The sequence below is a fragment of the Halomonas zincidurans B6 genome, from assembly GCF_000731955.1.
Classification (GTDB): Bacteria; Pseudomonadota; Gammaproteobacteria; order Pseudomonadales; family Halomonadaceae; genus Modicisalibacter; species Modicisalibacter zincidurans.
In genome coordinates, this window is record NZ_JNCK01000001.1 from 429,940 (window position 1) to 454,391 (window position 24,452).

The window sequence follows — 24,452 nt, forward strand, 5'->3', positions numbered from 1 at the left end:
GAAGCCCGAAGCTCGTGAGCTGAGGAATATTCATGGCTGCACAAAAAACGATTTCCCCGGTGGATGGCTCGGTCTACGTCGAGCGCGAGCTGGCCGATCCGGCGCGGGTCGAGGCCACCCTGGACCGTGCGAGCGCCGCGCAGCGGGCCTGGCGCGAGGTGCCGCTGGCCGAGCGGGCGCGCTACTGCTCGGCGATGGTCGATGCCTTCGTGGCGATGCGCGATGCGCTGGCCGAGGAACTGACCTGGCAGATGGGCCGGCCGATCGCCGCGGCCGGCGGCGAGATCGGCGGCTTCGAGGAGCGCGCGCGGGGCATGATCGCGCTCGCCGAGCAGGCGCTGGCGCCGATCCGGCTGGCCGACAAGCCGGGGTTTACCCGCTATATCAGTCGCGAGCCGCTGGGCGTGGCCTTCGTGATCGCGCCCTGGAACTTTCCCTTCATGACCGCGGTGAACGCGATCGTGCCGGCGATCATGGCCGGCAACGCGGTGATCCTCAAGCATTCCGCCCAGACCCCGCTGTGCGCCGAGCGCATCCAGCAGGCCTTCGCTGCCGCCGGCCTGCCCGAGGGCGTGTTCCAGTATCTGCATCTGTCGCACGCCGCGGCCGAGGGGGTGATGCGCGATCCGCGCATCGCTTACGTCTCCTTCACCGGTTCGGTGGCCGGCGGCGAGCGGGTCGAGTCGGCGCTGGCCGGGCGCTTCATCGCCAGCGGGCTGGAACTGGGTGGCAAGGACCCGGCGTACATTCGCGCCGACGCCGACCTGGACGCCGCCGTCGAGGGTGTGATGGACGGCGCCTTCTTCAATGCGGGGCAGAGCTGCTGCGCCATCGAACGCATTTACGTCCATCAGTCCCTCTTCGAGGCCTTCGTCGAGCGGGCGGTGGCCTGGTTGCGTCAACTCAAGCTCGGCAACCCCGGCGATCCGGCGACGAGCCTGGGCCCGCTGGTGCGCCCCGAGGCGGCGGATTTCGTGCGCGGCCAGATCGAGGAGGCCGTCGCCGCCGGCGCCAAGGCCTGGATCGACCCCGGCGACTACCCGCTGTCGGCACCCGGCAGCGCCTATCTGGCACCGCAGTTGCTGACCGGCGTCGATCATTCGATGCGGGTGATGAGCGAGGAAAGCTTCGGGCCGGTGGTCGGCGTTATGCCGGTGACCGATGACGACGAGGCCGTGGCATTGATGAACGACAGCCCGTTCGGGCTGACCGCGGCGGTATTCACCCGTGACATCGCCGCGGGCGAAGCGCTGGCCCGGCGGCTGGAGGCCGGCACGGTATTCACCAACCGCTGCGACTATCTCGATCCCGAACTGGCCTGGACCGGCGTCAAGCAGTCCGGGCGTGGCTGTTCGCTGTCGCGGATCGGTTACGAGAGTGTAACCCGGCCGAAGTCGTTCCACTTGAAGCACGCTTGAAGCCATAAGCCGTAAGCCGTAAGCCGTAAGCCGAATGGAGGTTCTACTTAAAGCTTACAGCTTCGAGCTTACGGCTCTAACGAAACGAGGTCTCCATGAACCAACATGCTAGCCAGTTCACTACCACCTGGAGTTACCCCACCGAAATCCGCACCGGCAGCGGTCGGATACGCGAGTTGCCCGAGGCGTGCCGTGCCCTGGGCATGCGCGCGCCGTTGCTGGTCACCGACCCCGGCCTGGCCCGGTTGCCGATGGTCGAGGCGGCGCTGGTGGGTTGCCGCGACGCGGGGCTCGACTGTGGGCTGTTCAGCGCCGTCAAGGGCAACCCCACCGGCACCAACGTGGCCGACGGCGTGGCGGCCTTTCGCGACGGCGGCCACGACGGGGTGATCGCCTTCGGCGGCGGCTCGGGACTCGACGCCGCCAAGGCGGTGGCGCTGATGGCCAAGCAGCCGGATGGCCTGTCGATCTGGTCGCTGGAGGATGTCGGCGACAACTGGAAGCACGCCGACGGCGAGGCGGTCGTGCCGATCGTCGCCGTGCCCACCACCGCCGGCACCGGCTCCGAGGTTGGTCGGGCCTCGGTGATCACCGACGAGCAGGCGCGGGTCAAGCGGATCATCTTTCATCCCCGCATGCTGCCGGCGACGGTGATTCTCGATCCCGAACTCTGTGTCGGCCTGCCACCGGCGATCACCGCGGCGACCGGCATGGATGCGCTGTCGCATTGCCTGGAAGCGTGGTGCGCGCCCAACTACCATCCGCTGGCCGAGGGCATCGCCGTGGAGGGCATGCGGCGTATCCGCGATTTCCTGCCCGCCGCCTATCGCGACGGCCAGGATATCGAGGCGCGCCAGCAGATGCTGGTCGCCTCGATGATGGGCGCGACCGCCTTTCAGCGCGGGCTGGGCGCGATACACGCGCTGGCCCATCCGCTGGGCGCGCTGTACGACGCTCACCACGGCACCCTCAACGCGATTCTCATGCCTTACGTGCTGCGCGCCAACGAGTGCGCGATCGGCGAGCCGATGGTGCGCCTGGGGCGTTATCTCGACCTGCGTCAGCCGGGCACCGCGGCGATCATCGACTGGGTGCTCGAGCTGCGCGAGCGGCTCGGCATCCCGCATACCCTGGCCGAGCTGCATATCGATCTGGCCCAGGCCGAGACGGTGGGGCGCATGGCCGTGGCCGACCCGTCCGCCGGCTCCAATCCCATCGCCTTCGACGCCGCGCAGTACCAGACGCTGCTGTGCAACGCCGTCGAGGGTCGTCTGTAAACTCCCGGGTTGGGTAGAATGCGGCGCGTTCAATTTTTCAAGGAGACAATGCCATGCGAATCGGCCTGCTGCAGTGCGACGACGTCGATGAGAAGCTGCAGCCCCGCCACGGCAACTACCCGGAGATGTTCGAGCGGCTGTTCACCCGCGTCGACCCGACCCTCGAGTTCCAGGTGTGGCGCTGCCTGGATGGCGAGATTCCCGGTGACGTCGATGCCGTGGATGCCTGGCTGACCACCGGTTCCAAGTACGGGGCCAACGATGGCGACGAGTGGATCGAGGCGCTGGGCGGCTTCGTGCGCGAACTGTGGGCGGCCGGCAAGCCGCTGGTGGGGATCTGCTTCGGTCACCAAGTGATCGCCAAGGCGCTGGGCGGCGAGGTGGTCAAGAGCGAGCGCGGCTGGGGCGTGGGCATGTCGTTCAATCGGCTCACCGAGCGCGCCGCGTGGATGGACCCGTGGCAGGAGGGGCTCGATCTGGTGGTCAGCCACCAGGATCAGGTATCGCGGCTGCCCGCGGGCGCCGTGGTGCTCGCCGCCAGCGACTTCTGCCCGGTCTACGTGATGCAGGTCGGCGAGATCTTCCTCGGCGTGCAGGGTCACCCGGAGTTTTCCAAGGCCTACTCCGCAGATTTGATGGAGCTCCGCCGCGGCAAGATCCCCGGCAACCGGGTCCGCGAGGGTCAGGCCTCGCTCAACGCGCCGGTCGACGACCAGCTGATGGTGCGCTGGATTCTCAACTTCATGCGTCAGGCACTCAATCGTCGGGCGGGTCAGCGATAACGTCTGTTCCAGCTATCGTGACCCCAAAACTCGATGGTCGGGGGTTTGCCTCAGGCTTTACACTGCACGTCTTGGAAATTATCCACCGGCAAGTCACGGCTTGCGCCCGCGGGTGCGGCAGGCGGAGGAAGGCATCATGAAAATTGGTGAACTGGCACAGCGAGCGAGCTGTCAGGTCGAGACCATACGCTATTACGAGCGCGAAGGCCTGTTGCCGGAGCCAGCGCGTAGCGCCGGCAATTACCGGCTCTACGGAATGATGCACGTCGAGCGCCTGATGTTCATCCGCCACTGCCGCGCGCTGGACATGACGCTGGGTGAGATTCGCCGGTTGTTGCTGCACCGCGACCATCCCGAGCGCGATTGCGCCGAGGTCAACGATCTGGTCGACGAGCATATCGGCCATGTCGAAACGCGGCTCGCCCAGCTCGACAGCCTGCGCACTGCACTGATCGAGTTGCGCGCGCGCTGCCGCGGCGACGCCGATATCGGCGCCTGCGGCATTCTCCGCGAACTCGCCCAGCCGGCGGACGAGGACGAGGAGAGTGGCGAGTCGCCGGCGGTGCGGCATATCGGCGGCGCGCACTGAGATTGAAAAATCATCGAGCGTTGGTTCGTGGCGGTGGGGCGATGAAGCCTGTAGCCGTTGTCTTTCGGGAATAAATTCCCTCCCCCGAACCCCTGCTGCCACTGAGACGGTACCGAGCTTGTGGGAGGGAACTTGTTCCCGATGGTTTAGCTACTTTGGCAAGCTTCTGGGCAATCTATAACCAGTTCTTGTGCTTGAAATACAGGTACGGCGATACGCCAGCGACCACCATCAGCCCCAGTGCGAGCGGATAGCCGAATCTCCAGCTGAGTTCGGGCATATAGGTGAAATTCATGCCGTAGATGCTGGCGACCAGGGTCGGCGGCAGGAACACCACGGCAGCGATCGAGAAGATCTTGATGATCTGGTTCTGCTGAATGTTGATGAAGCCCTGGGTGGAGTCCATCAGGAAGTTGATCTTGTCGAACAGAAAGGCGGTGTGACTCATCAGCGTCTCGACGTCGCGCATCACCTCGCGGGCGGTCTCCTGAATCTCGCTGTGGCCGCGCAAATGGCGAATCAGGAACGACACCGAGCGCTGGGTGTCCATCAGGCACAGCCGGATCTTGCCGTTGCTGTCCTCGAGCTTGGCGAGCTGGTCGATGGCGTCCTCGAGATCCGAGCCTTCCTCCTCGAGGACCAGATGGCTGACATCCTCGAGCTTGCGGTGAATGTCCTCCAATGTATCGGCGAGGTTTTCGACCTTCTGCTCGAAGATGGTCATCATCAGCGTCTGCGCGGAGCTCGCCTCGACCTGGCCGCTGCGCGCGCGCAGCCGCAGCAGCCGGAAATCGGCGAGCTCGCAGTCGCGGAAGGTGATCAGCCGCTCCGGCTGCAGGATGAAGGCGACCGTGGTGTTGCCGTGGCGACCTTCGCTCTGGGAGAGGAACAGCGAGTGGACGTGGATGCCGTCGGCGTCGACGAAATAGCGCGCCGAGGACTCGATTTCCTCGACATCCTCTCCGGCGGGCAGTTCGTCGGCGAGAAAGGCGTTGAGCCGATCGCGTTCGTCTTCGTCGGGCTCGTGGGCATCGATCCAGGTGGAGTGCGCGAGGCGCCGGGCCAGCGGCTGCGTCTCCTCGGTGACTTCCATGATGGTCTGGCGGTGAAGCTCGAAGGTACGAATCATCGATGTCCCTGATTATCCGGTGGCGTGTGCCCAGATTAGGCGTTCGCCGGCGTCTCGCCAACCGTCGCGCATCGACTCGTCACCAATACAAGCGACCCGGCACGCCGACGCGGGTGACGGTGATCATCAGGGTCTCGAGCGCGGAAAACTGGCCGGTCAGGCCGTTGATGGCATGTCTCAGTTTAGGACAGCCCGGCGGCCTCGAGTGGCATGGGGGTGAGCGCGCCGGGAAGCGAAACGGGCGGATAAGGCATCGTGCAATCGAGCGAGGCCACGACCTCCGCCGGGGAGGGCGACAGCAACACCTGATCGGCCTGGCCACGGGGCGCGAATTTCCGAGAAATGGACGTGTTGAGCACGGCGGTAACGGGCACCCCGAGCGCGACCGCCATGTGCATGGGGCCGGTGTCCGGCGTGATCAGGCGTGGCAACTGCGTCAGCGTGGCGGCAAAGTCGCGCAACGCCATGGCGGGGGCCACACAGCCATGATGGCCGTTGCGGGCTTCCAGATCCGGGCGCATCGCAGCTTCTTCGGGGCCGATCAGCAGCAAGAAGCGTAGGCCGCGATCGTTGAGCGCATCGCAGAGCGTCAACCAGAAAGCCAGTGGCAGGCGCTTGTTCAGGTGGCCGCCCACGAACACGCCGATATCGAATGGCTTGTCGGTGAGTTGCTGGAGTCCGGCCCGTGCCCGCGTCTGTTCGGCGTCCGAGACCGTCATCCAGGGGCGCGCCTCGCAATCCAGCCCCAGGGTACCAGCGATGACCGCGGCCACGTCATAGACATGCGTCTGGCCGGGCGGCACGCGGTAGACCTGATCGTAGAGGCCGGCCAGGCGTGAAGCGGCGCCTAGGGTGCGTCGGGCGCCGGCGGCCTTCAGGCAGAGCCTGCCGGTCAGGGAGGTATCCGCCACCTGAATGGCCAGGTCATAGCGTCTCCGGCGCAGCGTGCGCCACAGCGCGACCAGCTTCCAGGGGCGAACGAGCATGTCCCGGCCGAGGGCATGGCAATGGGTCACTGGCATCCCCGCAAACAGGGAGACGGTGGTGTCGGTGGCCAGGTAGTCGATCTCGAGCTCGGGGCGCCCTTCGGCCAGCGCGTGGATCAGCCGGGCACTGATCAGGGCGTTGCCGATACGAAAGTTGGGGCGCACCAGCAGGACTCGCTGGACGCCTTCCAGGGTCGCCGGGGTCGCGGCAGTACCGGCGGCCGAGCCGGCGAGCCAGCGGTACAGCCACGCCTTGGCACGTTTTTCCAGACGCTTGCCCAGCTGGCGCATGGCGGTGTGGCGGCGTAGGCGGGTGAGCAGGAACATGGCAAGGCCTCTCCGGGAAGCGGGGAGTGGCCACTATGGAGATAGAGTCTTAACGAAATCTTAGATCCTGTTGACGTTTCAGCGAACCGCGTTGTTGCGCCACATGGCGCCCTAGCGATCCGGCAGGAGCAAAAATGCGTGACACCATGACAAGACGACCAATCTGGAACGCCAAACAATGGGCGCGAACGATCAAGCGGGATGTACATGCAGTCTGGTTAGCCGCGCGCGATTCGCGCACACCGTGGATAGCTCGGGCGCTTGCGCTGGTTGTTGCAGCCTATGCCGTCTCGCCCATCGACCTGATCCCCGACTTCATCCCGGTACTGGGTTATCTTGACGATCTGATCATCGTGCCGCTCGGTCTCCTGCTGGTTGTCCGGCTTATACCGCCCGAAGTGATGGAGGAGCACAGAGAAGCCGCGGCCAAAGCGAGCGAACGGCCAGTCAGCCGCTTGGCGGCTGGCGTGGTCGTTACCGTGTGGGTCGCTGGTATTGCACTCTTGATCCGTTCAACCGTCTTCTGAAAATGACAGGGGATGCCCGATCCGGTCAGTCTCCGGAGCGGCGATACTGCAGTGAGAGCAATACCTGGATTGCATGCAATCTTACGACCAAAGCGCAATAGGCAGCGTCCGATGGCGGGTTCTACGCTTTGATTGCATGCAATGGGGGATTTTGTGACGACCAGACAGACGTCCTATCCGACGGCGGTGGCGCAGGTCTACGAGGCGATCAAGCGTCGCATCCTCGATGGCAGCTACCGGCCCCACGAGTACGTGCGCGAAACCGGCGTGGCCAAGGAGCTCGAAGTCAGCCGCACCCCCGTACGCGAGGCCTTGCGCGAGCTGGTCACCGAAGGCTGGCTGGAGGCGATTCCCCATCACGGCGCCCGCGTCACGGCCTGGACCGAACAGGACGCCCAGGAGGTCTTCGAGATCCGCCTGTTGCTCGAGCCGCTCGCCATCCATCGCGCCGCACGGCATATCCAGGCGGCCCAATTGAAGCAGCTACAGCAACTGGCCAAGCGTATGGAACTGCTGGCCGAGCAGGCCGGCGATTCGGCGCGCAACGACATCGCGGCCCTGAACCACGAGTTCCACCGCGAGCTGATCCGCGCCTCGGGTAGCCAACGCCTGGCCACGGTGCTCGACATGGTGGTGCGCACCTCGGTGACACGGCGCAATCTGCAGAACTACCGGCACGATCATGTGCTGCGCAGCATGCGTCACCACCGCGAGATGCTGGTCGCCATCGAGGCGGGCAACGCTCAGTGGGCCGAGAACGTGATGCGCGCCCACCTGCTGGCGGCGCGGGATCTGCATCTGAATTTCGAGGATGGCGGCGGCTGAGCGCCTTTCGACCTCCAGCGAACGCGAGGATTACAACAACAATGCTTCCCGACACGCCACTGTCCGATCTCAAGGTGCTCGAACTCGGCCAGTTGATCGCCGGCCCCTACTGCGGCCAGGTGCTGGCCGATTTCGGCGCCGAGGTGATCAAGATCGAACCGCCCGGCAAGGGCGACGCCATGCGCCAGTGGGGCGAGGCCGATGCCAACGGGGAGCCGCTGTGGTGGAACGTCATCGGCCGCAACAAGCAGTCGCTGACCCTCGACCTGCGCCAGCCGCGTGGCCAGCAAATCCTGCGCGAGCTGGCCGCCGAGGCCGACATCCTGATCGAGAACTTTCGCCCCGGCACCATGGAAAAATGGGGGCTGGGCTACGATGCGCTGGCCCAGCGCAACCCCGGCCTGATCATGGTCCGGGTGACCGGCTTCGGCCAGGACGGCCCCTACGCCACCCGGGCCGGGTTCGCGGCCGTGTGCGAGGCGATGGGCGGGTTGCGCTACGTCAGCGGCTACCCCGATCGCGCGCCGGTCCGGGTGGGGATCTCGCTGGGCGACACCCTGGCCGGGGTGCATGGCGCGCTCGGCGCGCTGCTCGCCCTGCACCAGCGCGAGCGCACCGGACGCGGCCAGGTGGTCGACAGCGCGATCTTCGAGTCGGTGCTGGGCATGATGGAGAGCCTGATTCCCGACTATGCCCGCGCCGGCAAGATTCGCGAGCGCAGCGGCAGTTTCCTGCCCAAGATCGCCCCGTCCAACGCCTATCCGGCCCGCGACGGGCGCGACGTGATCATTGGCGCCAACCAGGACTCGGTCTTCCGCCGTCTGTGCGAGATGATGGGCCAACCGACGCTGGCCGACCATCCGGATTACGCCACCCATCGCGCCCGCGGCGACAACCAGCAGGCCATCGACGCGGCGGTGGCTGGCTGGACCCGCCAGCACGACGCCGACGACATCGTCGCCTGGCTGGCCGAGGCCGGGGTGCCCGCCGGGCTGGTCTACCGCGCCCCGGAGATGCTCGACGACCCGCACTTCCAGGCCCGCGAGGCGATCGTCGAGATCGCGGACCGTCATGGCCGGCCGCTGCCGATGCAGAACGTCTTTCCGCGCTTGTCGGCGACACCCGGGCGCGTGCGGCATGTGGGCCCGGCGCTGGGCGAGCACAGCGACGCCGTGCTCAAGGACTGGCTGGCACTCGACGATGCCGGCATCGCGGCGCTGCGCGACGGTGGCGTGATATGAGCGGAGCGCGATCATGAGCGATACCGTCATCGTCCTGCTGGCCCTGGTGGCGCTGATCGGCCTGGGCATGCCGATCTTCCTGGCCCTGGGGTTCTCGGGGCTGGTCGGGCTGTACCTGGCCAAGGGCTCGCTGGCGTTCTTTTTCGCCCCTTCGTCGCTGTTCGGCCAGCTCAACAGTTTCGAGCTGATCGCCTTGCCGCTGTTCGTGCTGATGGGCAACTTTCTCGGCGCGACGCCGGTGGGAGCGAGCCTGTTCCAGGCCGCCGTGCGCTGGCTCAACTGGCTGCGCGGCAGCCTGGCGATTTCCTCGGTGGGCGCCTCGGCGATGTTCGGGGCGGTGTCCGGGGTGAGCCTGGCCGGGGTCGCCGCGGTCGGCTCGATCGCCGTGCCGCAGATGCTCGAGCGCGGCTACAGCCGCTCGCTGGCCGCCGGCTCGGTGGTCAGCGCCGGGGCGCTGGCGATGCTGATTCCACCCAGCGTGCCGTTCATCATCTACGGCGCGGTGTCCAGCGTGTCGGTGGCCGACCTGTTCATCGGCGGCATCGTGCCGGGCATCGTGCTCGCCCTGGCGCTGTCGCTGTATATCTACTTTCGGGTACGCCTGAATCCCGGTGAGGCCCCCCGCGTCGAGGAACATTTCACGTGGGGCGAGCGCTTTCGCAGCCTGGCCAATATCTGGCACGCCGCGCTGCTGGTGGTGGCCGTGCTCGGCTCGATCTATTCCGGCCTGGCCACGCCGAGCGAGGCCGCCGGCATCGGTGCGCTGGGCGCCTTGCTGATCGCCACTGTCGTGTTCCGTTCGCTGTCGTGGCGCAAGCTGCTCGAGATTCTTGCCACCACGGTGCGCGTCAGCGGCGCCATCCTGCTGATCATCGGCTGCGCCAAGATCTTCGGCGACTATCTCAACCTGGTGCGGGTGCCGCAGCTGCTGACCGAGATGCTGACTGCCAGCACGTTGCCGCCCTGGGCCATCTTGCTCGTGGTGATGGTGCTGCTGGTGCTGCTCGGCATGATCGTCGACGCGGTATCGCTGATCGTGGTCACCACCCCGGTACTGCTGCCGCTGATCCAGGCGCTGGGTTACGACCCGCTGTGGTTCGGCATCGTACTGGTGCTCAACCTGGAGATCGCCGTGGTCACGCCGCCGGTGGGGCTCAATCTGTATGCCTTGCGCGGGGTGTGTCCGGAGCTGTCGATCGAGGAAATCATTCGTAGCGCGCTGCCCTTCGTGGCGGTGCAGTTCCTGGTGCTGATGCTGTTCGTGCTGTTCCCCAGCCTCAGCCTCTGGTTGCCGGGCCTGATGTGACCCGGCGATTCAACGTGATAACCCACAACAACAAGCCAAGGAGAATCACCATGCCAATCACCCGTCGCAACCTGCTCAAGTACGGTACCTTCGCCACCGCCGGCGCGACGCTGTTCGGTGGGCACAGTCTGTTTGCACGGCCGACCATGGCCGCCACCACCCTGACCGGCGTGACCTACATCACGCCGTCGTACGAAGCGCTGAGCTACGGTTCAAACGGCTTCGTCGACTATCTCGAGCAGAACGGCGGCGAGGCGCTCACCGTCGACTTCTACCCTTCGGGGCAGTTGCTCAAGGCCGACGAGCAGTTGCCGGCGCTGCGTGCCGGCAGCATCGACTTCATGTTCCATACCACCTCGTACATCACCCGCTCGTTGCCGATCCTCGGGATCACCGGGCTGCCCGGCGTGGTGGGCGAGCTGTATCGCAATCCCGAACGCCTGGCCCAGGACAGCCCGCTATTTCAATTGATCAACGAAGAGTTGGCCAAGGACAATCTCTACATGCTGTCGTCGGGGGGCGGCATCCTCGAGCCGGAGTACATCTGGAGCACCCGGGCCAGCCCGATCACCTCGCTGGAGGCGCTGCGCGGCAAGAAGATCCGCATCGTCGGCTTCGAGGCCACCAAGGCGCTGGAGCCCTACGCTATCGCCGCGGTGCGCATCCCGTCTTCGGAAACCTACCTGGCGTTGCAGCGCGGCACGGTGGATGCAGCGGTGGCCAACATCTCTACCGTCTACGGGCGTAGCCTCTTTGAACAGCTCGGCACCTGCTACGAGCTGCCGATGACCGCCTTCACCGTCGCGCCGTTCATGCTGCGCTCGCGCTGGGATGCACTGGACGACGGCACCAGGCAGGCGCTGCAGGGCGCCAGTCAGTGGTACTCCGACAACTTCGCCAGTTACTGTAACGACGTGGTGTATCCCGACAAGTATTGGCCCGCCATCAAGGAGGCCGGAGTCAAGGTCGTCGAACCCAGCAAGGAGGATCTGGCGGCGTTCAACGAGAGTACCCAAGGCGTCTGGAATGACTGGAAGGAGCAGGTGGGCCAGGATGTCGGCGAGCGCGCCATCGCGCTGGCGCTCGGCCAGGCGTGAAGGGGGCGGCGATGCTCAAGCCAGCCTTGCGCGGATGGGACGGCCTGCTGGCCGTCCTGCGCTGGACATCGATGGCGGTGCTGGCGTTCATGATGCTGACCATCTGCTACGATGCCATCATGCGCTATTTATTCGCCGCGCCGACCAGCTGGAGCCTGGAGATCAACTCCTTCCTGCTGGTCTATCTTGCGGTGGTCGGCGCGGGCGAGGCGCAGCGCCACGATGCGCATATCCGCATCACCTTCTTCATCGACAAGCTGCCCGGCCGGGTCAAGGCGCTGATCGCGCTGTTGACCGGTTTCATCGGCATGACATTCTGCACCATCCTGGTATGGCGGGGCGGGCTGATGGCGCTGCAGTCCTTCGAGTACGGCGAGCGGGTGTCGAGCGCCTTCGGCACGCCCATGGTCTATCCCTACGCGCTGTTGCCCATCGGCTTCGGGGCGCTGGCCGTGCAATTTCTGATCGAGACCTGCCGGGCGGCGTATCGGCTCGTCCATCCCGCCGCCGACAAGGAGACTTCGCATGCCTGAGACACTCAGCCACAAGTTGATCGGCGCCCACCTCGTCGAGGGCGAGATGCTGCCGGGCCGCGAGATCGCCCTGGGCATGGACCAGGCGCTGCTGCAGGACATCCTCGGCACGCTGGTGATGCTCGAACTCGACGCCATGGGCATCGAGCGGGTGAAGACCTCGCCCAGCGTGCAGTACATCGATCATACCCTGATCCAGCAGGACAATATCAACGCCGATGCCCACCTGTTCCTGAAGAGCGCCTGCGAGCGGCTCGGCGTCTGGTACAGCGGCCCGGGCAACGGCATCAGCCATCCGGTGCACATGGAGCGCTTCGGCAAGCCCGGCGACAGCCTGGTCGGCTGCGACAGTCACACCACCGCCGCCGGGGCGCTGGGCATGCTGGCGATCGGCGCCGGCGGCATCGAGGTGGCCATGGCCATGGCCGGCGAGCCGCTGTACCTGCCCATGCCGCGTATCATCGGGGTGGAGCTGGCGGGCCAGCTGCCCGACTGGGTCAGCGCCAAGGACATCATACTCGAACTGCTGCGCCGCCATGGCGTGGCCGGGGCGCGCAACTGCATCCTCGAATATTACGGCCCCGGCCTGGACGGGCTCGATGCCATGGACCGTCACGTGCTGGCCAACATGGGCACCGAGATGGGCGCGACCACCAGCGTGTTTCCCAGCGACGACATCACCCGCCGGTTCATGGCTTCACGCGGCCGCGAGGCCGAGTGGACGCCGCTGGCCGCCGATCCGGGCTGCGCCTACGACAGCGACGAGCGTATCGAGCTTTCGCAGCTCGAGCCGCTGATTGCGCTGCCGTCGAGCCCCGACAAGGTCGTGCCGGTCAGCGAGGTTGCCGGCGAACCGGTCTATCAGGCCTACATCGGCTCCTCGGGCAACCCGGGTTATCGCGACTTCGCGGTGGCCGCCGAGATCGTCAAGGGGCGCAATATCGCCAACGGCATCTCGCTGGACATCAACCCGTCGACGCGCCAGATCCTCGCGGCGCTCATCGACGAAGGCCACCTGTCCTCGCTCGTCGCGGCCGGCGCACGCTTGCACCAGCCGGGCTGCAACGGCTGCATCGGCATGGGCCAGGCGCCGGCGGCAGGGCGCAACAGTCTGCGCACCGTGCCGCGCAACTTCCCCGGCCGCTCGGGCACCCGCGAGGACAGCGTGTTCCTGTGCAGCCCGGAGACCGCCGCCGCCTCGGCGCTGCACGGCGTGATCACCGATCCGCGCACGCTGGACATGGCCTATCCGCGGGTCCGCGAGCCTGAGGACATGACCGCCAACGAGCGGATGTTCGTGCCGCCGCTGCCGCCGGAGCAGGCGCGCGGCGTGTCGCTGCTCGCCACCGACAACACGCCGCCGCTGCCCGCGCTCGAGGCGCTGCCCGAGACGCTCGACGCGCCGGTGCTGCTCAAGACCGGCGACAACGTCTCCACCGACGACATCATCCCGGCCGGTGCCCGGGTGCTGCCGATCTGGAGCAATATCCACGCCTCGGCCGAGTTCGCCTTCGAGACGCTGGACCCCGGCTACGTGCAGCGTGCCCGGGCGCGCGGCGCGGCGGGGCACATCATCGTCGCCGGCGATAATTACGGGCAGGGCTCGAGCCGCGAGAACGCCGCGCTGGTGCCGCGTTCCCTGGGGCTGCAGGTGGTCATCGCCAGGAGCATCGCGCGCATCCACTGGCAGAATCTGCCGTGCTTCGGCGTGCTGCCGCTGACCTTCGAGGAGCCGGCGGATTTCGACCGCTTGCAGCAGGATGATCGCCTGAATATCGTCGGCCTGCGCCAGCAGCTCGCGGCAGGGCAGCGGGTCGTCGCCACGCTCAACGATACCGACACGCTGTACCTGCGCCATGAACTCAGCCCTCGGCAGCAGGCGATCCTCTCCCAGGGGGGCGTCATCAACTGGCTGAACATGGAGGGACGCTGATGAGTGCCCTGACCCCACCGGTCCGCGTGGAGATCGTCGAGGTTGCCCCGCGCGACGGTTTTCAGTCGATCCGCGAGCCGCTGCCCACCGCGGACAAGATCCGCTGCATCGAGGCATTGATCGAGGCGGGTATCTCGCGCCTGGAAATCGGCTCGTTCGTCAGTCCCAGGGCGATTCCGCAGATGGCCGATATCGGCGAGATCGTGGCGGCATTCAGCCAGTACCCGGCCATGCGCTTCTCGGCGCTGGTGCCCAACCTCAGGGGTGCGGAGCGGGCCCTGGACAACGGTCTGCGTGAGCTGGTCTACGTGGTGTCGGTCTCCGAATCCCACAACCGGAGCAACGTGCGCCAGAGCGTCGAGGCATCCTTGACGGGGCTGGGAGCCATCGCGGAGTTGCTGCACGAGCGCGGCTTGCAGGATGCCGTCTGCCTGCGCCTGGACCTGGGCACGAGTTTCGACTGTCCCTACGAGGGCCCCATCGGCTGGCAGCAGGTCGATGCGGTGCTTGCCAAGGCGCGCCATGCGGTGCGCGACATCGCGCTGGAAGTCGCGCTGTGCGACACCACCGGGCGAGCCTCGCCCTACCAGGTGGCGGATCACTTCACCCGCCTGCGCGAGCGGCACGATGACCCGCGGCTCACATGGGCGTTCCATGGCCACGATACCTACGGCATGGGTGTGGCCAACGCGCTGTTCGCCATCCACCACGGGGCGACGGCACTCGATGCCGCCACGGCGGGGCTCGGCGGCTGTCCGTTCGCCCCCGGCGCCACGGGCAACACCGCCACCGAAGATCTGCTTTACGCGCTGCATGGCGGCCAGGTGCATACCGGGGTGTCGCTACCGCGCCTGCTCGAGGCGGCCGATCTGATCGCGGCGCTGCCGGGCGGACAGACCGCGAGTCATCTCAGCAACGTGCCGCGCGAGCGGGTGGGCTGAGCGCATCACCACACAGCAAAAAGGATGGCCGCGAGGGCCATCCTTTTTGCTTGGGTATTGCCTTGGCGTGACTGAGGGGGCAAGTCGCCGAGCGCAAGACCTCCACGGTCATGAGCTCTTCAAGGACAAGACCTTCAAGGCCAAGATCACGCTTACTGCTTCTTGGTGCCGAAGTACTTCTGGAAGATCTCGTCGTAGGTGCCTTTTTCCTTGAGCGTGGCAAGAGCGTCGTTGAACTTCTGGGCAAGCTCCTTGTCGCGCTGGCGGAAGGCGATACCGAAGCCGTCGCCGAAGTATTTCTTGGGCTCGGTGATCATGCCGCCGACCACCTTGTAGTTACCCTCTTCGCTGTCGATCAGCGTGGACTTGCCGACCGGGAAGTCGAGAAACACGATATCCAGGCGATTCGATTCCATGTCCAGCACCATGTCGCCGGCGGTGGAGTAGCGCTTGATGTTGGCGACATCGCCGTACATGTCGGTGGCGTAATTGTCCTGCAGGGTGCCGCGCTGCACACCGATGCTCTTGCCTTCGAGGGTCTCCTTGGCCGGGGTGCGGATGTCGCTCTTGGCCGGTACGAACCAGGCCGAGGGCGGCATGAAGTACGGGTCGGAGAACAGCACCTGTTTGCGGCGCTGCTCGTTGATGGTCATCGACGACATGATCGCGTCGTACTTGCGCGACAGCAGACCGGGAATGATGCCGTCCCAGCCTTGTACGACCCATTCGCAATCGATGCCGATCTCCTTGCACAGGGCGTTGCCCAGTTCGATGTCGAAACCGGTCAGTTCGCCACTCGGCAGACGGTATTCCATCGGTTCGTAGGGCACGTCGACGGCGATGCGCACCGTTTCTTCCTGGGCCTGCACGGTGCCGGTCAGCAGGGCGGCGCCCAGCAGGGTAATGGAAAGCAGTTTCTTCATGAGTAGTAATTCCCCGTTCTTGTATTGATCGACCTTGGCCGATGACCCGCTAACGTTATCTCACCACGCGCCGGGTCGGAAGAGGGAAAAGCACTTGAGATCAGCACTTTTCCAACGCTCGTTTCAGTCCGGTCTCAACCTTGCGGCTTGAGATGGGCCAGCAGCCGTTTCTCCAGGTGACGGAAGAAGTAGATGATCGAGAAGGTCAGGCACAGGTAGATCGCCGCCACGAACAGGAAGGCCTCGAAGGGCGCGTAGAAGCGCGCATAGACGAAACGTGCCGCGCCGGTGAGGTCCATGATCGTTACCACACTGGCGATGGCGCTGGCCTGGAGCATGAAGATCACCTCGTTGCCGTAGGCCGGCAGGGCGCGGCGGAAGGCGCTGGGCAGGATGATCCGCCGCATCATCTTGGCCCGCGACATGCCATAGGCGCGCGCCGCCTCGATTTCGCCCCTGGCCGTGGCCTTGATCGCACCGTGGAATATCTCGGTGGTATACGCCGCGGTATTCAGCGTGAAGGCGATCAGCGCGGGATAGAAGGGTTCCTCGAGGATCAGCCATAGCCAGGTATCCTGGATGCCCTCCACGAAGACCACGCCGTAATAGATGATGTAGAGCTGAATCAGCAGCGGCGTGCCGCGGAACACGTAGGCATAGAAGAAGATCGGCCACTTGATCCAGGGACGCTTGGAGCCCCGGCCGATGGCCAGCGGTACCGCCAGCACCAGACCGATCAGCAACGACAGGGAGACCAGTTGCACGGTGGTCGCCAGGCCCTCGGCGTAATAGCCGAGGGTGTTGGCGGTGAAGATCTCGTTGCCGGCCAGCAGGTCGGTCAACCAGGCGTTCAGTTGTTCCATTCGTCACCCCCTCCGAAGCCGACGTTGTAGCGCTTCTGCAGGCGCGCGAAGAACCACTCCGAGACGCTGGCGATCAGCAGGTAGATCGCCGCCACCGGAATCAGGAAGGTGAACGGTTCACGGGTGGCCTTGGCGGCTTCCTCGGCGACCCGCACCATGTCGGTGAGACCGATCACCGACACCAGCGCCGTGGTCTTGAGCAGTACCATCCAGTTGTTGGATAGTCCCGGAAGCGCGTGGCGCATCATCTGCGGGAAGCGCACGCGGCGGAACATCAGCGACTCGGACATGCCGTAGGCGCGGGCCGCCTCGATCTGGCCTTCGTCCACCGCCATGAAGGCGCCGCGGAAGGTCTCGCCCATGTAGGCGCCGAAGATCAGCCCGATGGTCGCCACGCCGGCGACGAACTCATTGATATTGATAAAGATGTCGATATCGAACTGGTAGTAGAGCCAATCGGTGATCATGTTGATGCCGATCTGGCCGCCGAAGAACAGCAACATCATCAGCACCAGGTCGGGAACCCCGCGAATCAGCGTGGTGTAGAGCGTACCGATGCGATGCGCCAGCCAGTTGCGCGACATCTTGGCACTGGCGGTGAGCAGACCGAGGATCACCGACAGCAGCAGCGACAGCAGGGCCAGCTCGATGGTGACCAGCGCGCCTTCCGCGAGGCGTGGCCCGTAACCTTGCAGGTCGATCATGGGAAGTGTCTCCAGCCAGCTCTCAGAACTTGGGCGTCAGGAACTGCTTGAGGCGTTCCGACTGTGGGTTTTCCAGCACCTCGGCGGGCGCGCCGGCCTCCTCGATCAGCCCCTGGTGCAGGTAGATCACCTGGTTGGAAACGTCGCGGGCGAAGCCCATCTCGTGGGTGACCACGATCATGGTGCGGCCCTCTTCGGCGAGATCGCGCATGACCTTGAGCACATCGCCGACCAGCTCCGGATCGAGCGCCGAGGTCGGCTCGTCGAACAGCATCACCTCGGGCTCCATGGCCAGCGCGCGGGCGATCGCCCCGCGCTGCTGCTGACCGCCGGACAGCTGGGTCGGGTAATAATCGGCGCGCTCGCCCAGGCCGACTCGATCGAGCAGGGCGCGGCCATGCTCTAGGGCTGCCTTCCTGGGCTTGCCGAGCACGTGAATGGGCGCCTCGACGACGTTCTCGAGCAGGGTCATGTGGGCCCACAGGTTGAAGCCCTGAAAGACCATCGACAGCTTGGCGCGGATGCGCTCGACCTGGCGCCAGTCGGCGGGTTCGCGACCGCGGCGGGTCTGCTTGAAATCGATCGACTCGCCGTGAACGACCAGCTCGCCCTCGTTGGGCTGTTCGAGCAGGTTCATGCAGCGCAGGAAGGTACTCTTTCCCGAGCCGGACGCGCCGATCATGCTGATGACGTCGCCCTTGTGGGCCTTGAGTGACAGGCCCTTGAGCACCTCGTTGTCGCCGAAGCGCTTCTTGAGATTGATCACTTCCAGTGGCAGGGGTGTTGCGGCCATGAGTCGGGCTCCAGTGACGGATCTTGCCGGTGCGGTCGGCATTGAACAGGGAAGGCTAACGAGGCCGGCGCGAAAAAGCAGCGATTCTAACAGGCACTCGGCCCGGGATCAGAACCGGCGTGACGTCTGGTCATTCGACTTTGGTCGAAAGGTGGTCGGCTCGAAATACGCTATCGGGGGCATGGGTGCCTCTGTCTTGTTGTTGTCTTCGATCCATTCGACGACGGCGCAGGGCCGTACCGAGTGTCAGGCGTTGGGGTCAGCCGCCGATCTGCGGTGGCGGCGTCGGGCGCACCAGCAGCGCGGCGCGGGCGCCGATCTCGACGGCCGCGTTGGGAAACACCACCGCCAGGGGCGCCGAGTCGACGACGAAGTCACCGGCCACGGCGTCCGCGGCCAGCCGGGTGCCGGCGGCGAACTCGGTGAAGTTCGGCGTAGCGTCGGCGAAGCACAGCTTGAAATTCTCGGCCTGGCGCATCAACTCGTGCTCGACCTGGAAGAAGGCCATGGCCTGCGGATCGCCGCCGCTGGGCTCGCGTCCTTCGACCAGCGCTTCGAGCAGCTGACGCATCGGGCGCAGCGCGCCGAGGTCATTGTCGCCGAAGGCGCGCACCTTGCCGAGTTCCAGGGTAAACGCTTGAGCCGCGTGGTAGTGGCGCGAGTAGTGCGAGAAGGTCCAGCTGTGGCGATGCTGATGCAGCACCGCCTGGATGCCCGCGGCCGCCAGCCAGCGCCACTGCTCGGCATCGGTCGCGGCCTCCTGGGTATACGGCTCGACGGCGAACAGCGGATAGCGGCTATCGCGGATCGCCGTGTGCAGGTCGTAGTGCAGCCTGGGCTGCGAGTGGCGCGCGTAGAATTCATCCACCGCCGCCATCAGTTGGCGTGCGCGCTGCGCCTCGTCGCCGTCGGCGCGTTGCTCACGGTCGAACAGCCGGTTGAGATTGGTCGCGGTGAAGCGCTCGCCGGCGCGTAGCGCGGGAATGTTGCCGAGAATGATCAGCGTCGGCGCACCGACACGCAGCAGGCCGGCTTCGAGCCGCGCGAGCAACTCGCCGAGCAGCTCGATCGGCGCCGTCTCGTTGCCGTGGATGCCCGCCGACAGCACGCAGGCCCGCGCCTGCTGGCGCGCGGCACTGGGTATCAGTTCGAGGACGCCGGGGGCATGGACCACGTAGCGGGCGAAGGGCAGACGACCCTGGCGCGCGTCAGGCGCCTCGCCATCCAGCGTCAGGGTCAGCCATTCAGCCAGCATGCCGGTCGCCGCGGATGTCGGTGGATTCGAAGATCTTGTCGGCGCTGGCGGCAACGAAGCCTTGATAAAGCGTGCCGTCGGTGCCGTGGTAACGCTTGGCGAATTCGTAGTAGCAACTGGGGATCTTCTCGACCTGGCCGCCGGCGAAGGTGAACTCGACCCGGTCGGCCAGCGTCGAGCCCTGTTCGAGCAGGACCTCGGGGGAGCCCTTGATGCGACCGCCCGATTCGTTGATGCCCAGTCCCAGCGACTCGACCTTGGCCAGCACCTTCTCGACGCTGTCGTAGGTCCTGAACTGATTGACGCTGATGGTGAAGTGATTGGCGCGCAGGCCGATGATGGCCAGCCAGGCGGCGTACTCGCTCTCTGCCATCAAGGCCTGGTAGTCCTCGAAGCTCGGCGCGTCCCACAGCCGACCGGCCCACATCACGTCGGGGGTGGCGACCCGGGCGGGATCGATCTGGGCGACGAGAGCGTCGATGATGCGCTGGGCGGAGTCCGAGAGCTCGTCGCACTTGAGTTCGGAGAGAAACACCCGCGGCTGATCGTCGGCCGGCGGCAGGTAGCCATAGGCGCGCAGCTTCTTGGCCGCGAAGTCGTAGGGCTCGTAGCGGGTATAGCCCAGTGCCAGCAGGTGCGGTTCCAGGTCGCTCAACGTGATCGGCCCGCGATCGAAGGTCCGAAAGGCGACGTGATCGTTGATGATGGTCTCGCCGTCGGCGATGAATGCATCGTGGATGCGCTGCGCCTGGGGCGTCATGGCGATGTAGTCGTCCCACAACTGGGCGAAGAAGGTCTCGAGTGTCATGGCATGCCTGTCTGTTTTCTTGTGATCCGGGCTCGTGGTGTCTGAAATCCTGCGGTCTGAAAAGACGCGCTGCGGCTGACTGGCCAGTAGCCGGGCGAATGCCCGATTAGCCACCGCGATGCCTTACCATCCGGCGGGGTTGTACATGCGGCAAGGGCTCACGTCGAGCTGATGAAAATGGCGGGTGCGATAATGAAAACCGTCCGGCCCGCTTGAGGCTCGGGGTCGTGCCCCTATCAACCCTGGCAGCTCCGCGGCGCCATTGAAGAGGCGTCGGGGCGGTAAATGGCCCGCCTCGCTTCAGGTCCGAGCCGGGATGCCGATAAGACGGTAGTCCACATGGGCGAGACGCAGAGGCGAGGGCAGACGATGGCAGCGAGTAGCGCGGTGATGGTGCATGACGGGAGTCGCTCCCGGGCGGGTGCTTCTCGGGGAGCGTCGAGTCGCTCGTTCCCCAGTTTGGCAGGCTGGACGCTCAAGAAGAAGATGTGGCTGACCCTGGCGCTGATGTGGCTGGTGATGATCGCTATCGTCGTCGGCATGGCCTGGCAGAGCCGCAACACCATGTACGAAGACCGCCAGCGGTCGCTGTACAACGTCGTCGGCATGGTGAATACGCTGCTCGAGGGCTATGCGACACAAGTGTCGGCGGGTGCGATGGGGCAGGCGGACGCCCAGCAACGGGCTATCGCGGCGCTCGATAGCATGCGCTTCGGTGAGGAGCGCGACAACTATGTGTTCGTGTTCGATGCGAACGCGGATATCGTTTACCACCCGCGTCGCGAAGCGGGCACCAGCATGCGCGACTATCAAGACCCCAATGGCGTGGCGGTCTATCGCGATCTGGCCAGCCTAGCCTCGGAGGGCGGTTACTTGCCCTATCACTCGCAGCGCAGCGCCGAGGACAAGACGTTGCTCTCCAAGCTCAGCTACGTCGAGCGCTTCGAGCCTTGGGGGTGGAACATGGCGGCAGGCGTCTACACGGATGATATCGAGTCGGCCTTTATCGGCAAGCTCTGGCAATATGCGGCGATTCTGCTGATCGCCGGCGGTGCCTTGACGGCCGTGTTTCTGGTGTTGATTCGCAACGTCTACAGCAGCCTGGGCGGCGAGCCGCGTGCGGCGGCCGACGTGGTCGGGCGCATCGCCGACGGCGACCTGACCCGGCCGACGCCGCTACGCGCTGGCGACACCAGCAGCCTGATGTACGCCATCGAGCGCATGCGCGGCGAACTGGCGGCGACCATCGCGGGGATCCGCCGCGCCAGCGAGTCGATCGACACCGGCACCCGCGAGATCGCCACCGGCAACAACGACCTTTCGGCGCGCACCGAAGAGCAGGCGGCCTCGCTGGCCGAGACCGCCGCGAGCATGGAGCAGCTGACCTCGACCGTCAGCCAGAACGCCGACAACGCCGGCCAGGCCAACCGGCTCGCCGCCCAGACCACGGAGTCCGTGGCCAGCGGCCAGGCAGTGATTTCACGGGTGGTCACCACGATGGGCGATATCCGCGAAAGCTCCGGCAAGATCGCCGACATCATCACGCTGATCGACGGCATCGCCTTCCAGACCAACCTGCTGGCGCTCAACGCCTCGGTGGAGGCGGCGCGCGCCGGCGAGCAGGGTCGCGGTTTCGCGGTGGTCGCCAGCGAAGTGCGCAACCTGGCCGGTCGCTCGGCCAAGGCCGCCAGCGACATCAAGGCGTTGATCGAAAGCTCGGTGGGCCAAGTCAACACCGGGGCGAAGCTGGTCGACCAGGCCGACAGCGCGATGAGCGAAATCCGCGACAGCGCCCAGCGGGTCAGCGACCTGATGGGTGAAATCTCCGCGGCGTCCAATGAGCAGTCGTCGGGGATCGAGCAGGTCAGTCAGGCGGTGACGCAAATGGACCAGGTGACTCAGCAGAACGCCGCGCTGGTCCAGCAGGCCGCCGCCGCCGCGGGTTCGCTGGAAGATCAGTCGGGCCAGCTGTATGAAGCGGTGGCGCGCTTTCGGGTCATCGATAACGCCTGAGGGACCGTTCGGTCGGGCGACTTGATCGCGTTCAGCCGGCCAGTTTTTCGGCGATCGCCTTGCCGAGCGCTTCGGTGCTGCCTTTGCCCTTTAGATCGGGCGTCAGTGGCGCCTGCTGCGGCCCCGCGGCGAGCACCGCCTCGATGGCGTCGACGATCGCCCGGCCGGCGTCCTCGTGGCCGAGGTGCTCGAGCATCATCGCGCCTGACCAGATCTGGCCGATGGGGTTGGCGATGCCGCGCCCGGCGATGTCCGGCGCGCTGCCGTGGACCGGCTCGAACAGGCTGGGGAAATGACCCTCGGGGTTGATGTTGGCCGAGGGCGCGACGCCGATGGTGCCGGTACACGCCGGGCCCAGGTCGGAGAGGATGTCGCCGAACAAATTGCTGCCCACCACCACGTCGAACCAGTCGGGATGCAGGACGAAGTTGGCGGCGAGAATGTCGATGTGGAACTTGTCGACAGTGACGTCGGGGTAGGTCCTGGCCATCGCCGCCACGCGCTCGTCCCAGTAAGGCATGGTGATCGAGATGCCATTGGACTTGGTCGCCGAAGTCAGCTTGTGGCGCGGGCGCCGGGCGGCCAGCTCGAAGGCGTACTTGAGCACCCGGTCGATGCCGATGCGGCTCATCACGGTCTCCTGGATGACCACTTCGCGTTCGGTGCCTTCGAACATCCTGCCGCCGATGCTCGAGTATTCGCCCTCGGTGTTCTCGCGGACCACGTAGAAGTCGATGTCGCCGGGCTGACGATCGGCGAGCGGGCTCTTGATGCCGGGCATCGAGCGGCACGGGCGCAGGTTGATGTACTGATCGAAACCGCGCCGGAACTGCAACAGCGAGCCCCACAGCGAAACATGGTCGGGAACCGTGTCGGGCCAGCCGACCGCCCCGTAGAACAGCGCATCGAAACCGCCGAGCGTGTCGCGCCAGTCGTCGGGTAGCATCTTGCCGTGTTCGCGATAGTAGTCGCAGCTGGCGAAATCGAAGTGCTTGAAATCCAGCGCGATACCGAAGCGCTCGGCGGCGATCTTGAGCACGCGAAGGCCTTCCGGCATTACTTCGCGACCGATGCCATCGCCGGCCATTACGGCAATCTTGTGACTCATGGGAACGTCTCCTGATGCGTTGGTTGATCGGTGGGCGTCTGTCCACCAGTCTAGACCCTGGGTGCGCCGAGATAATCAGGCTAGAATGCAAGTCATTGTTGCGGAAAAGTGGAGAATAGCGCGCCTCATGACGCCGCTCGACGACCTGGCGTTCTTTCAGCAGCTGGCCCGCTGCGGCAGCCTCACCGCTACCGCGCAGGAACTGGGCATGTCGCTGTCGGCGGTAAGCAAGCGTCTCAAGCAACTCGAGGCGCGGCTTGGCGTCGAACTCGCCAGCCGCACCACGCGCCGACTGACGCTGACCGCGGAGGGCGAGCTCTACCGGCGTCGCGGCGCGGCGATCCTCGATGATCTCGGTGAGCTCGAAGGCACGCTGAGCACGCGTCAGGCTGTGCTCAGCGGCCAATTGCGGATCAACGCGACATTCGGCTTCGGCCGGCGCCACGTCGCGCCGCTGATCTCGCGCTTCACCGCCGAGCATCCGCGTCTCGAGGTGCTGCTCGAATTGACCAATTTCCCGCTCAATCTGGCCGATCACGGTTTCGATGTGGGCATCCGTGTCGGTCCGCCGCCGGATGCCCGCGTGGTGGCGCGGCGTGTCCTGGCCAATCGGCGGGTGCTGTGTGCGGCCCCGAGCTACCTGGCCCATCGCGCGGCGCCGGCGCATCCGCGCGAACTGGCCGGCCACGACTGCCTGGTGGTGCGCGAGAACGACAGCGGCTATGCCCTGTGGCGCTTCGATCGCGGCGACGAGACGGCGGCGATCAAGGTCGGCGGGCGGCTGGCCAGCAACGATGCCGAGGTGGTCACGCGGCTGGCGCTGGACGGCCACGGCGTCATGCTGCGTTCATGGTGGGACGTTTACCCTTACCTGCAACGGGGCGAGCTGCAGGCCCTGCTGCCGGACTGGCACGGCGTGGCGGCCGATTTCTACGCCGTCTACGAGCCGCGTCGGCATTTACCCGCGCGGTTACGGGCCTTTATCGCCTACCTTGAAGACAACCTGCCCGGACGCGTGCCGCCCCAGGATGTCGGCAGCCCGAAAGCAGGCAAGCACGGCTCGGCCTGATATGA

Annotated in this window: 22 protein-coding genes and 1 pseudogene; 14 read left to right on the plus strand and 9 right to left on the minus strand. The window is 65.8% G+C overall.

Features of this window, described 5'->3' with window-relative positions; all coding sequences use genetic code 11:
- The first annotated feature begins 32 nt into the window (after nucleotides 1-32).
- The 4 genes from HALZIN_RS0102020 (at nucleotide 33) to cadR (ending at nucleotide 4,066) form a co-directional block, all read left to right on the plus strand.
- Nucleotides 33-1,418: an aldehyde dehydrogenase family protein gene (locus HALZIN_RS0102020; RefSeq protein WP_031382586.1), complete on the plus strand. Its 1,386-nt coding sequence runs from the start codon at nucleotides 33-35 to the stop codon at nucleotides 1,416-1,418.
- Between the two features lie 95 nt (nucleotides 1,419-1,513).
- On the plus strand, nucleotides 1,514-2,695 hold the full coding sequence (locus HALZIN_RS0102025; RefSeq protein ID WP_031382587.1) for an iron-containing alcohol dehydrogenase: 1,182 nt from the start codon (nucleotides 1,514-1,516) through the stop codon (nucleotides 2,693-2,695).
- A gap of 53 nt (nucleotides 2,696-2,748) precedes the next feature.
- Nucleotides 2,749-3,477, plus strand: coding sequence for a glutamine amidotransferase-related protein (locus HALZIN_RS0102030; protein WP_031382588.1), 729 nt, complete (start codon nucleotides 2,749-2,751; stop codon nucleotides 3,475-3,477).
- A gap of 136 nt (nucleotides 3,478-3,613) precedes the next feature.
- Complete coding sequence (cadR, locus tag HALZIN_RS0102035; protein WP_035575089.1) at nucleotides 3,614-4,066, plus strand: Cd(II)/Pb(II)-responsive transcriptional regulator; 453 nt, start codon at nucleotides 3,614-3,616, stop codon at nucleotides 4,064-4,066.
- Nucleotides 4,067-4,241: 175 nt separating this feature from the next.
- On the opposite strand, the gene corA is transcribed toward cadR, so the two are convergent.
- Nucleotides 4,242-5,195 carry a magnesium/cobalt transporter CorA gene (gene corA, locus HALZIN_RS0102040; protein ID WP_031382590.1) on the minus strand — a complete coding sequence of 318 codons (954 nt, stop codon included), beginning with the start codon at nucleotides 5,193-5,195 and terminating at the stop codon, nucleotides 4,242-4,244.
- Between the two features lie 182 nt (nucleotides 5,196-5,377).
- Nucleotides 5,378-6,508 (minus strand): glycosyltransferase family 9 protein, encoded by a 1,131-nt coding sequence (locus HALZIN_RS0102045; protein ID WP_051907331.1) that lies wholly within the window; start codon nucleotides 6,506-6,508, stop codon nucleotides 5,378-5,380.
- A 170-nt stretch (nucleotides 6,509-6,678) separates the two neighbouring features.
- Here HALZIN_RS0102045 and HALZIN_RS0102050 point away from each other — a divergent pair.
- From HALZIN_RS0102050 to HALZIN_RS0102085, 8 genes and pseudogenes are all read left to right on the plus strand, one after another.
- Nucleotides 6,679-6,993: pseudogene (locus HALZIN_RS0102050) on the plus strand (YkvA family protein); the annotation flags it as partial.
- Between the two features lie 195 nt (nucleotides 6,994-7,188).
- A complete protein-coding gene (locus HALZIN_RS0102055; protein WP_231663104.1) occupies nucleotides 7,189-7,860 on the plus strand; it encodes a GntR family transcriptional regulator in 672 nt (223 codons plus the stop codon).
- 41 nt (nucleotides 7,861-7,901) lie between these two features.
- Nucleotides 7,902-9,101 carry a CaiB/BaiF CoA transferase family protein gene (locus HALZIN_RS0102060; RefSeq protein WP_031382594.1) on the plus strand — a complete coding sequence of 400 codons (1,200 nt, stop codon included), beginning with the start codon at nucleotides 7,902-7,904 and terminating at the stop codon, nucleotides 9,099-9,101.
- A gap of 13 nt (nucleotides 9,102-9,114) precedes the next feature.
- Nucleotides 9,115-10,407 carry a TRAP transporter large permease gene (locus HALZIN_RS0102065; RefSeq protein WP_031382595.1) on the plus strand — a complete coding sequence of 431 codons (1,293 nt, stop codon included), beginning with the start codon at nucleotides 9,115-9,117 and terminating at the stop codon, nucleotides 10,405-10,407.
- Nucleotides 10,408-10,457: 50 nt separating this feature from the next.
- Nucleotides 10,458-11,504 carry a TRAP transporter substrate-binding protein gene (locus tag HALZIN_RS0102070; RefSeq protein ID WP_031382596.1) on the plus strand — a complete coding sequence of 349 codons (1,047 nt, stop codon included), beginning with the start codon at nucleotides 10,458-10,460 and terminating at the stop codon, nucleotides 11,502-11,504.
- 11 nt (nucleotides 11,505-11,515) lie between these two features.
- The gene (locus tag HALZIN_RS0102075) at nucleotides 11,516-12,037 is read left to right on the plus strand and encodes a TRAP transporter small permease subunit (protein ID WP_031382597.1); all 522 of its coding nucleotides are present in this window, start codon (nucleotides 11,516-11,518) and stop codon (nucleotides 12,035-12,037) included.
- Nucleotides 12,030-13,970: an aconitate hydratase gene (locus HALZIN_RS0102080; RefSeq protein WP_031382598.1), complete on the plus strand. Its 1,941-nt coding sequence runs from the start codon at nucleotides 12,030-12,032 to the stop codon at nucleotides 13,968-13,970. Before HALZIN_RS0102075 ends, HALZIN_RS0102080 begins: the two co-directional genes overlap by 8 nt.
- Nucleotides 13,970-14,911, plus strand: a complete 942-nt coding sequence (locus tag HALZIN_RS0102085; protein WP_031382599.1) for a hydroxymethylglutaryl-CoA lyase — start codon at nucleotides 13,970-13,972, stop codon at nucleotides 14,909-14,911. The genes HALZIN_RS0102080 and HALZIN_RS0102085 overlap by 1 nt, the downstream gene beginning before the upstream one ends.
- 152 nt (nucleotides 14,912-15,063) lie before the next feature.
- Here the strand turns inward: HALZIN_RS0102085 and HALZIN_RS0102090 are convergent, their stop codons facing one another.
- From HALZIN_RS0102090 to HALZIN_RS0102115, 6 genes are all read right to left on the minus strand, one after another.
- Nucleotides 15,064-15,834: a transporter substrate-binding domain-containing protein gene (locus tag HALZIN_RS0102090; protein WP_031382600.1), complete on the minus strand. Its 771-nt coding sequence runs from the start codon at nucleotides 15,832-15,834 to the stop codon at nucleotides 15,064-15,066.
- Nucleotides 15,835-15,968: 134 nt separating this feature from the next.
- Complete coding sequence (locus HALZIN_RS0102095) at nucleotides 15,969-16,697, minus strand: ABC transporter permease (RefSeq protein ID WP_031382601.1); 729 nt, start codon at nucleotides 16,695-16,697, stop codon at nucleotides 15,969-15,971.
- Entirely contained in the window at nucleotides 16,685-17,401 is a 717-nt protein-coding gene (locus HALZIN_RS0102100) for an ABC transporter permease (RefSeq protein WP_031382602.1), read from the minus strand. Before HALZIN_RS0102100 ends, HALZIN_RS0102095 begins: the two co-directional genes overlap by 13 nt.
- Before the next feature lie 22 nt (nucleotides 17,402-17,423).
- On the minus strand, nucleotides 17,424-18,194 hold the full coding sequence (locus HALZIN_RS0102105) for an ABC transporter ATP-binding protein (protein WP_031382603.1): 771 nt from the start codon (nucleotides 18,192-18,194) through the stop codon (nucleotides 17,424-17,426).
- Between the two features lie 259 nt (nucleotides 18,195-18,453).
- Nucleotides 18,454-19,449 carry a succinylglutamate desuccinylase gene (locus HALZIN_RS0102110; protein ID WP_031382604.1) on the minus strand — a complete coding sequence of 332 codons (996 nt, stop codon included), beginning with the start codon at nucleotides 19,447-19,449 and terminating at the stop codon, nucleotides 18,454-18,456.
- Nucleotides 19,439-20,257, minus strand: a complete 819-nt coding sequence (locus HALZIN_RS0102115; protein ID WP_031382605.1) for a DUF1338 domain-containing protein — start codon at nucleotides 20,255-20,257, stop codon at nucleotides 19,439-19,441. Before HALZIN_RS0102115 ends, HALZIN_RS0102110 begins: the two co-directional genes overlap by 11 nt.
- A 459-nt stretch (nucleotides 20,258-20,716) precedes the next feature.
- On the opposite strand from HALZIN_RS0102115, the gene HALZIN_RS0102120 reads away from it, so the two are divergent.
- On the plus strand, nucleotides 20,717-22,270 hold the full coding sequence (locus tag HALZIN_RS0102120; RefSeq protein ID WP_035575093.1) for a methyl-accepting chemotaxis protein: 1,554 nt from the start codon (nucleotides 20,717-20,719) through the stop codon (nucleotides 22,268-22,270).
- A gap of 31 nt (nucleotides 22,271-22,301) precedes the next feature.
- On the opposite strand, the gene HALZIN_RS0102125 is transcribed toward HALZIN_RS0102120, so the two are convergent.
- Nucleotides 22,302-23,378, minus strand: a complete 1,077-nt coding sequence (locus HALZIN_RS0102125; RefSeq protein ID WP_031382607.1) for a tartrate dehydrogenase — start codon at nucleotides 23,376-23,378, stop codon at nucleotides 22,302-22,304.
- Between the two features lie 127 nt (nucleotides 23,379-23,505).
- Here HALZIN_RS0102125 and HALZIN_RS0102130 point away from each other — a divergent pair, with 127 nt between their 5' ends.
- A complete protein-coding gene (locus HALZIN_RS0102130; RefSeq protein ID WP_031382608.1) occupies nucleotides 23,506-24,447 on the plus strand; it encodes a LysR family transcriptional regulator in 942 nt (313 codons plus the stop codon).
- Nucleotides 24,448-24,452: the final 5 nt, after the last annotated feature.

Coding starts and splice junctions, on each gene's coding strand:
- HALZIN_RS0102020 (WP_031382586.1), top strand. CDS start 33: ATGGCTGCACAAAAAACGATTTCCCCGGTGGATGGCTCGGTCTACGTC.
- HALZIN_RS0102025 (WP_031382587.1), top strand. CDS start 1,514: ATGAACCAACATGCTAGCCAGTTCACTACCACCTGGAGTTACCCCACC.
- HALZIN_RS0102030 (WP_031382588.1), top strand. CDS start 2,749: ATGCGAATCGGCCTGCTGCAGTGCGACGACGTCGATGAGAAGCTGCAG.
- cadR (WP_035575089.1), top strand. CDS start 3,614: ATGAAAATTGGTGAACTGGCACAGCGAGCGAGCTGTCAGGTCGAGACC.
- corA (WP_031382590.1), bottom strand. CDS start 5,195: ATGATTCGTACCTTCGAGCTTCACCGCCAGACCATCATGGAAGTCACC.
- HALZIN_RS0102045 (WP_051907331.1), bottom strand. CDS start 6,508: ATGTTCCTGCTCACCCGCCTACGCCGCCACACCGCCATGCGCCAGCTG.
- HALZIN_RS0102060 (WP_031382594.1), top strand. CDS start 7,902: ATGCTTCCCGACACGCCACTGTCCGATCTCAAGGTGCTCGAACTCGGC.
- HALZIN_RS0102065 (WP_031382595.1), top strand. CDS start 9,115: ATGAGCGATACCGTCATCGTCCTGCTGGCCCTGGTGGCGCTGATCGGC.
- HALZIN_RS0102070 (WP_031382596.1), top strand. CDS start 10,458: ATGCCAATCACCCGTCGCAACCTGCTCAAGTACGGTACCTTCGCCACC.
- HALZIN_RS0102075 (WP_031382597.1), top strand. CDS start 11,516: ATGCTCAAGCCAGCCTTGCGCGGATGGGACGGCCTGCTGGCCGTCCTG.
- HALZIN_RS0102080 (WP_031382598.1), top strand. CDS start 12,030: ATGCCTGAGACACTCAGCCACAAGTTGATCGGCGCCCACCTCGTCGAG.
- HALZIN_RS0102085 (WP_031382599.1), top strand. CDS start 13,970: ATGAGTGCCCTGACCCCACCGGTCCGCGTGGAGATCGTCGAGGTTGCC.
- HALZIN_RS0102090 (WP_031382600.1), bottom strand. CDS start 15,834: ATGAAGAAACTGCTTTCCATTACCCTGCTGGGCGCCGCCCTGCTGACC.
- HALZIN_RS0102095 (WP_031382601.1), bottom strand. CDS start 16,697: ATGGAACAACTGAACGCCTGGTTGACCGACCTGCTGGCCGGCAACGAG.
- HALZIN_RS0102100 (WP_031382602.1), bottom strand. CDS start 17,401: ATGATCGACCTGCAAGGTTACGGGCCACGCCTCGCGGAAGGCGCGCTG.
- HALZIN_RS0102105 (WP_031382603.1), bottom strand. CDS start 18,194: ATGGCCGCAACACCCCTGCCACTGGAAGTGATCAATCTCAAGAAGCGC.
- HALZIN_RS0102110 (WP_031382604.1), bottom strand. CDS start 19,449: ATGCTGGCTGAATGGCTGACCCTGACGCTGGATGGCGAGGCGCCTGAC.
- HALZIN_RS0102115 (WP_031382605.1), bottom strand. CDS start 20,257: ATGACACTCGAGACCTTCTTCGCCCAGTTGTGGGACGACTACATCGCC.
- HALZIN_RS0102125 (WP_031382607.1), bottom strand. CDS start 23,378: ATGAGTCACAAGATTGCCGTAATGGCCGGCGATGGCATCGGTCGCGAA.
- HALZIN_RS0102130 (WP_031382608.1), top strand. CDS start 23,506: ATGACGCCGCTCGACGACCTGGCGTTCTTTCAGCAGCTGGCCCGCTGC.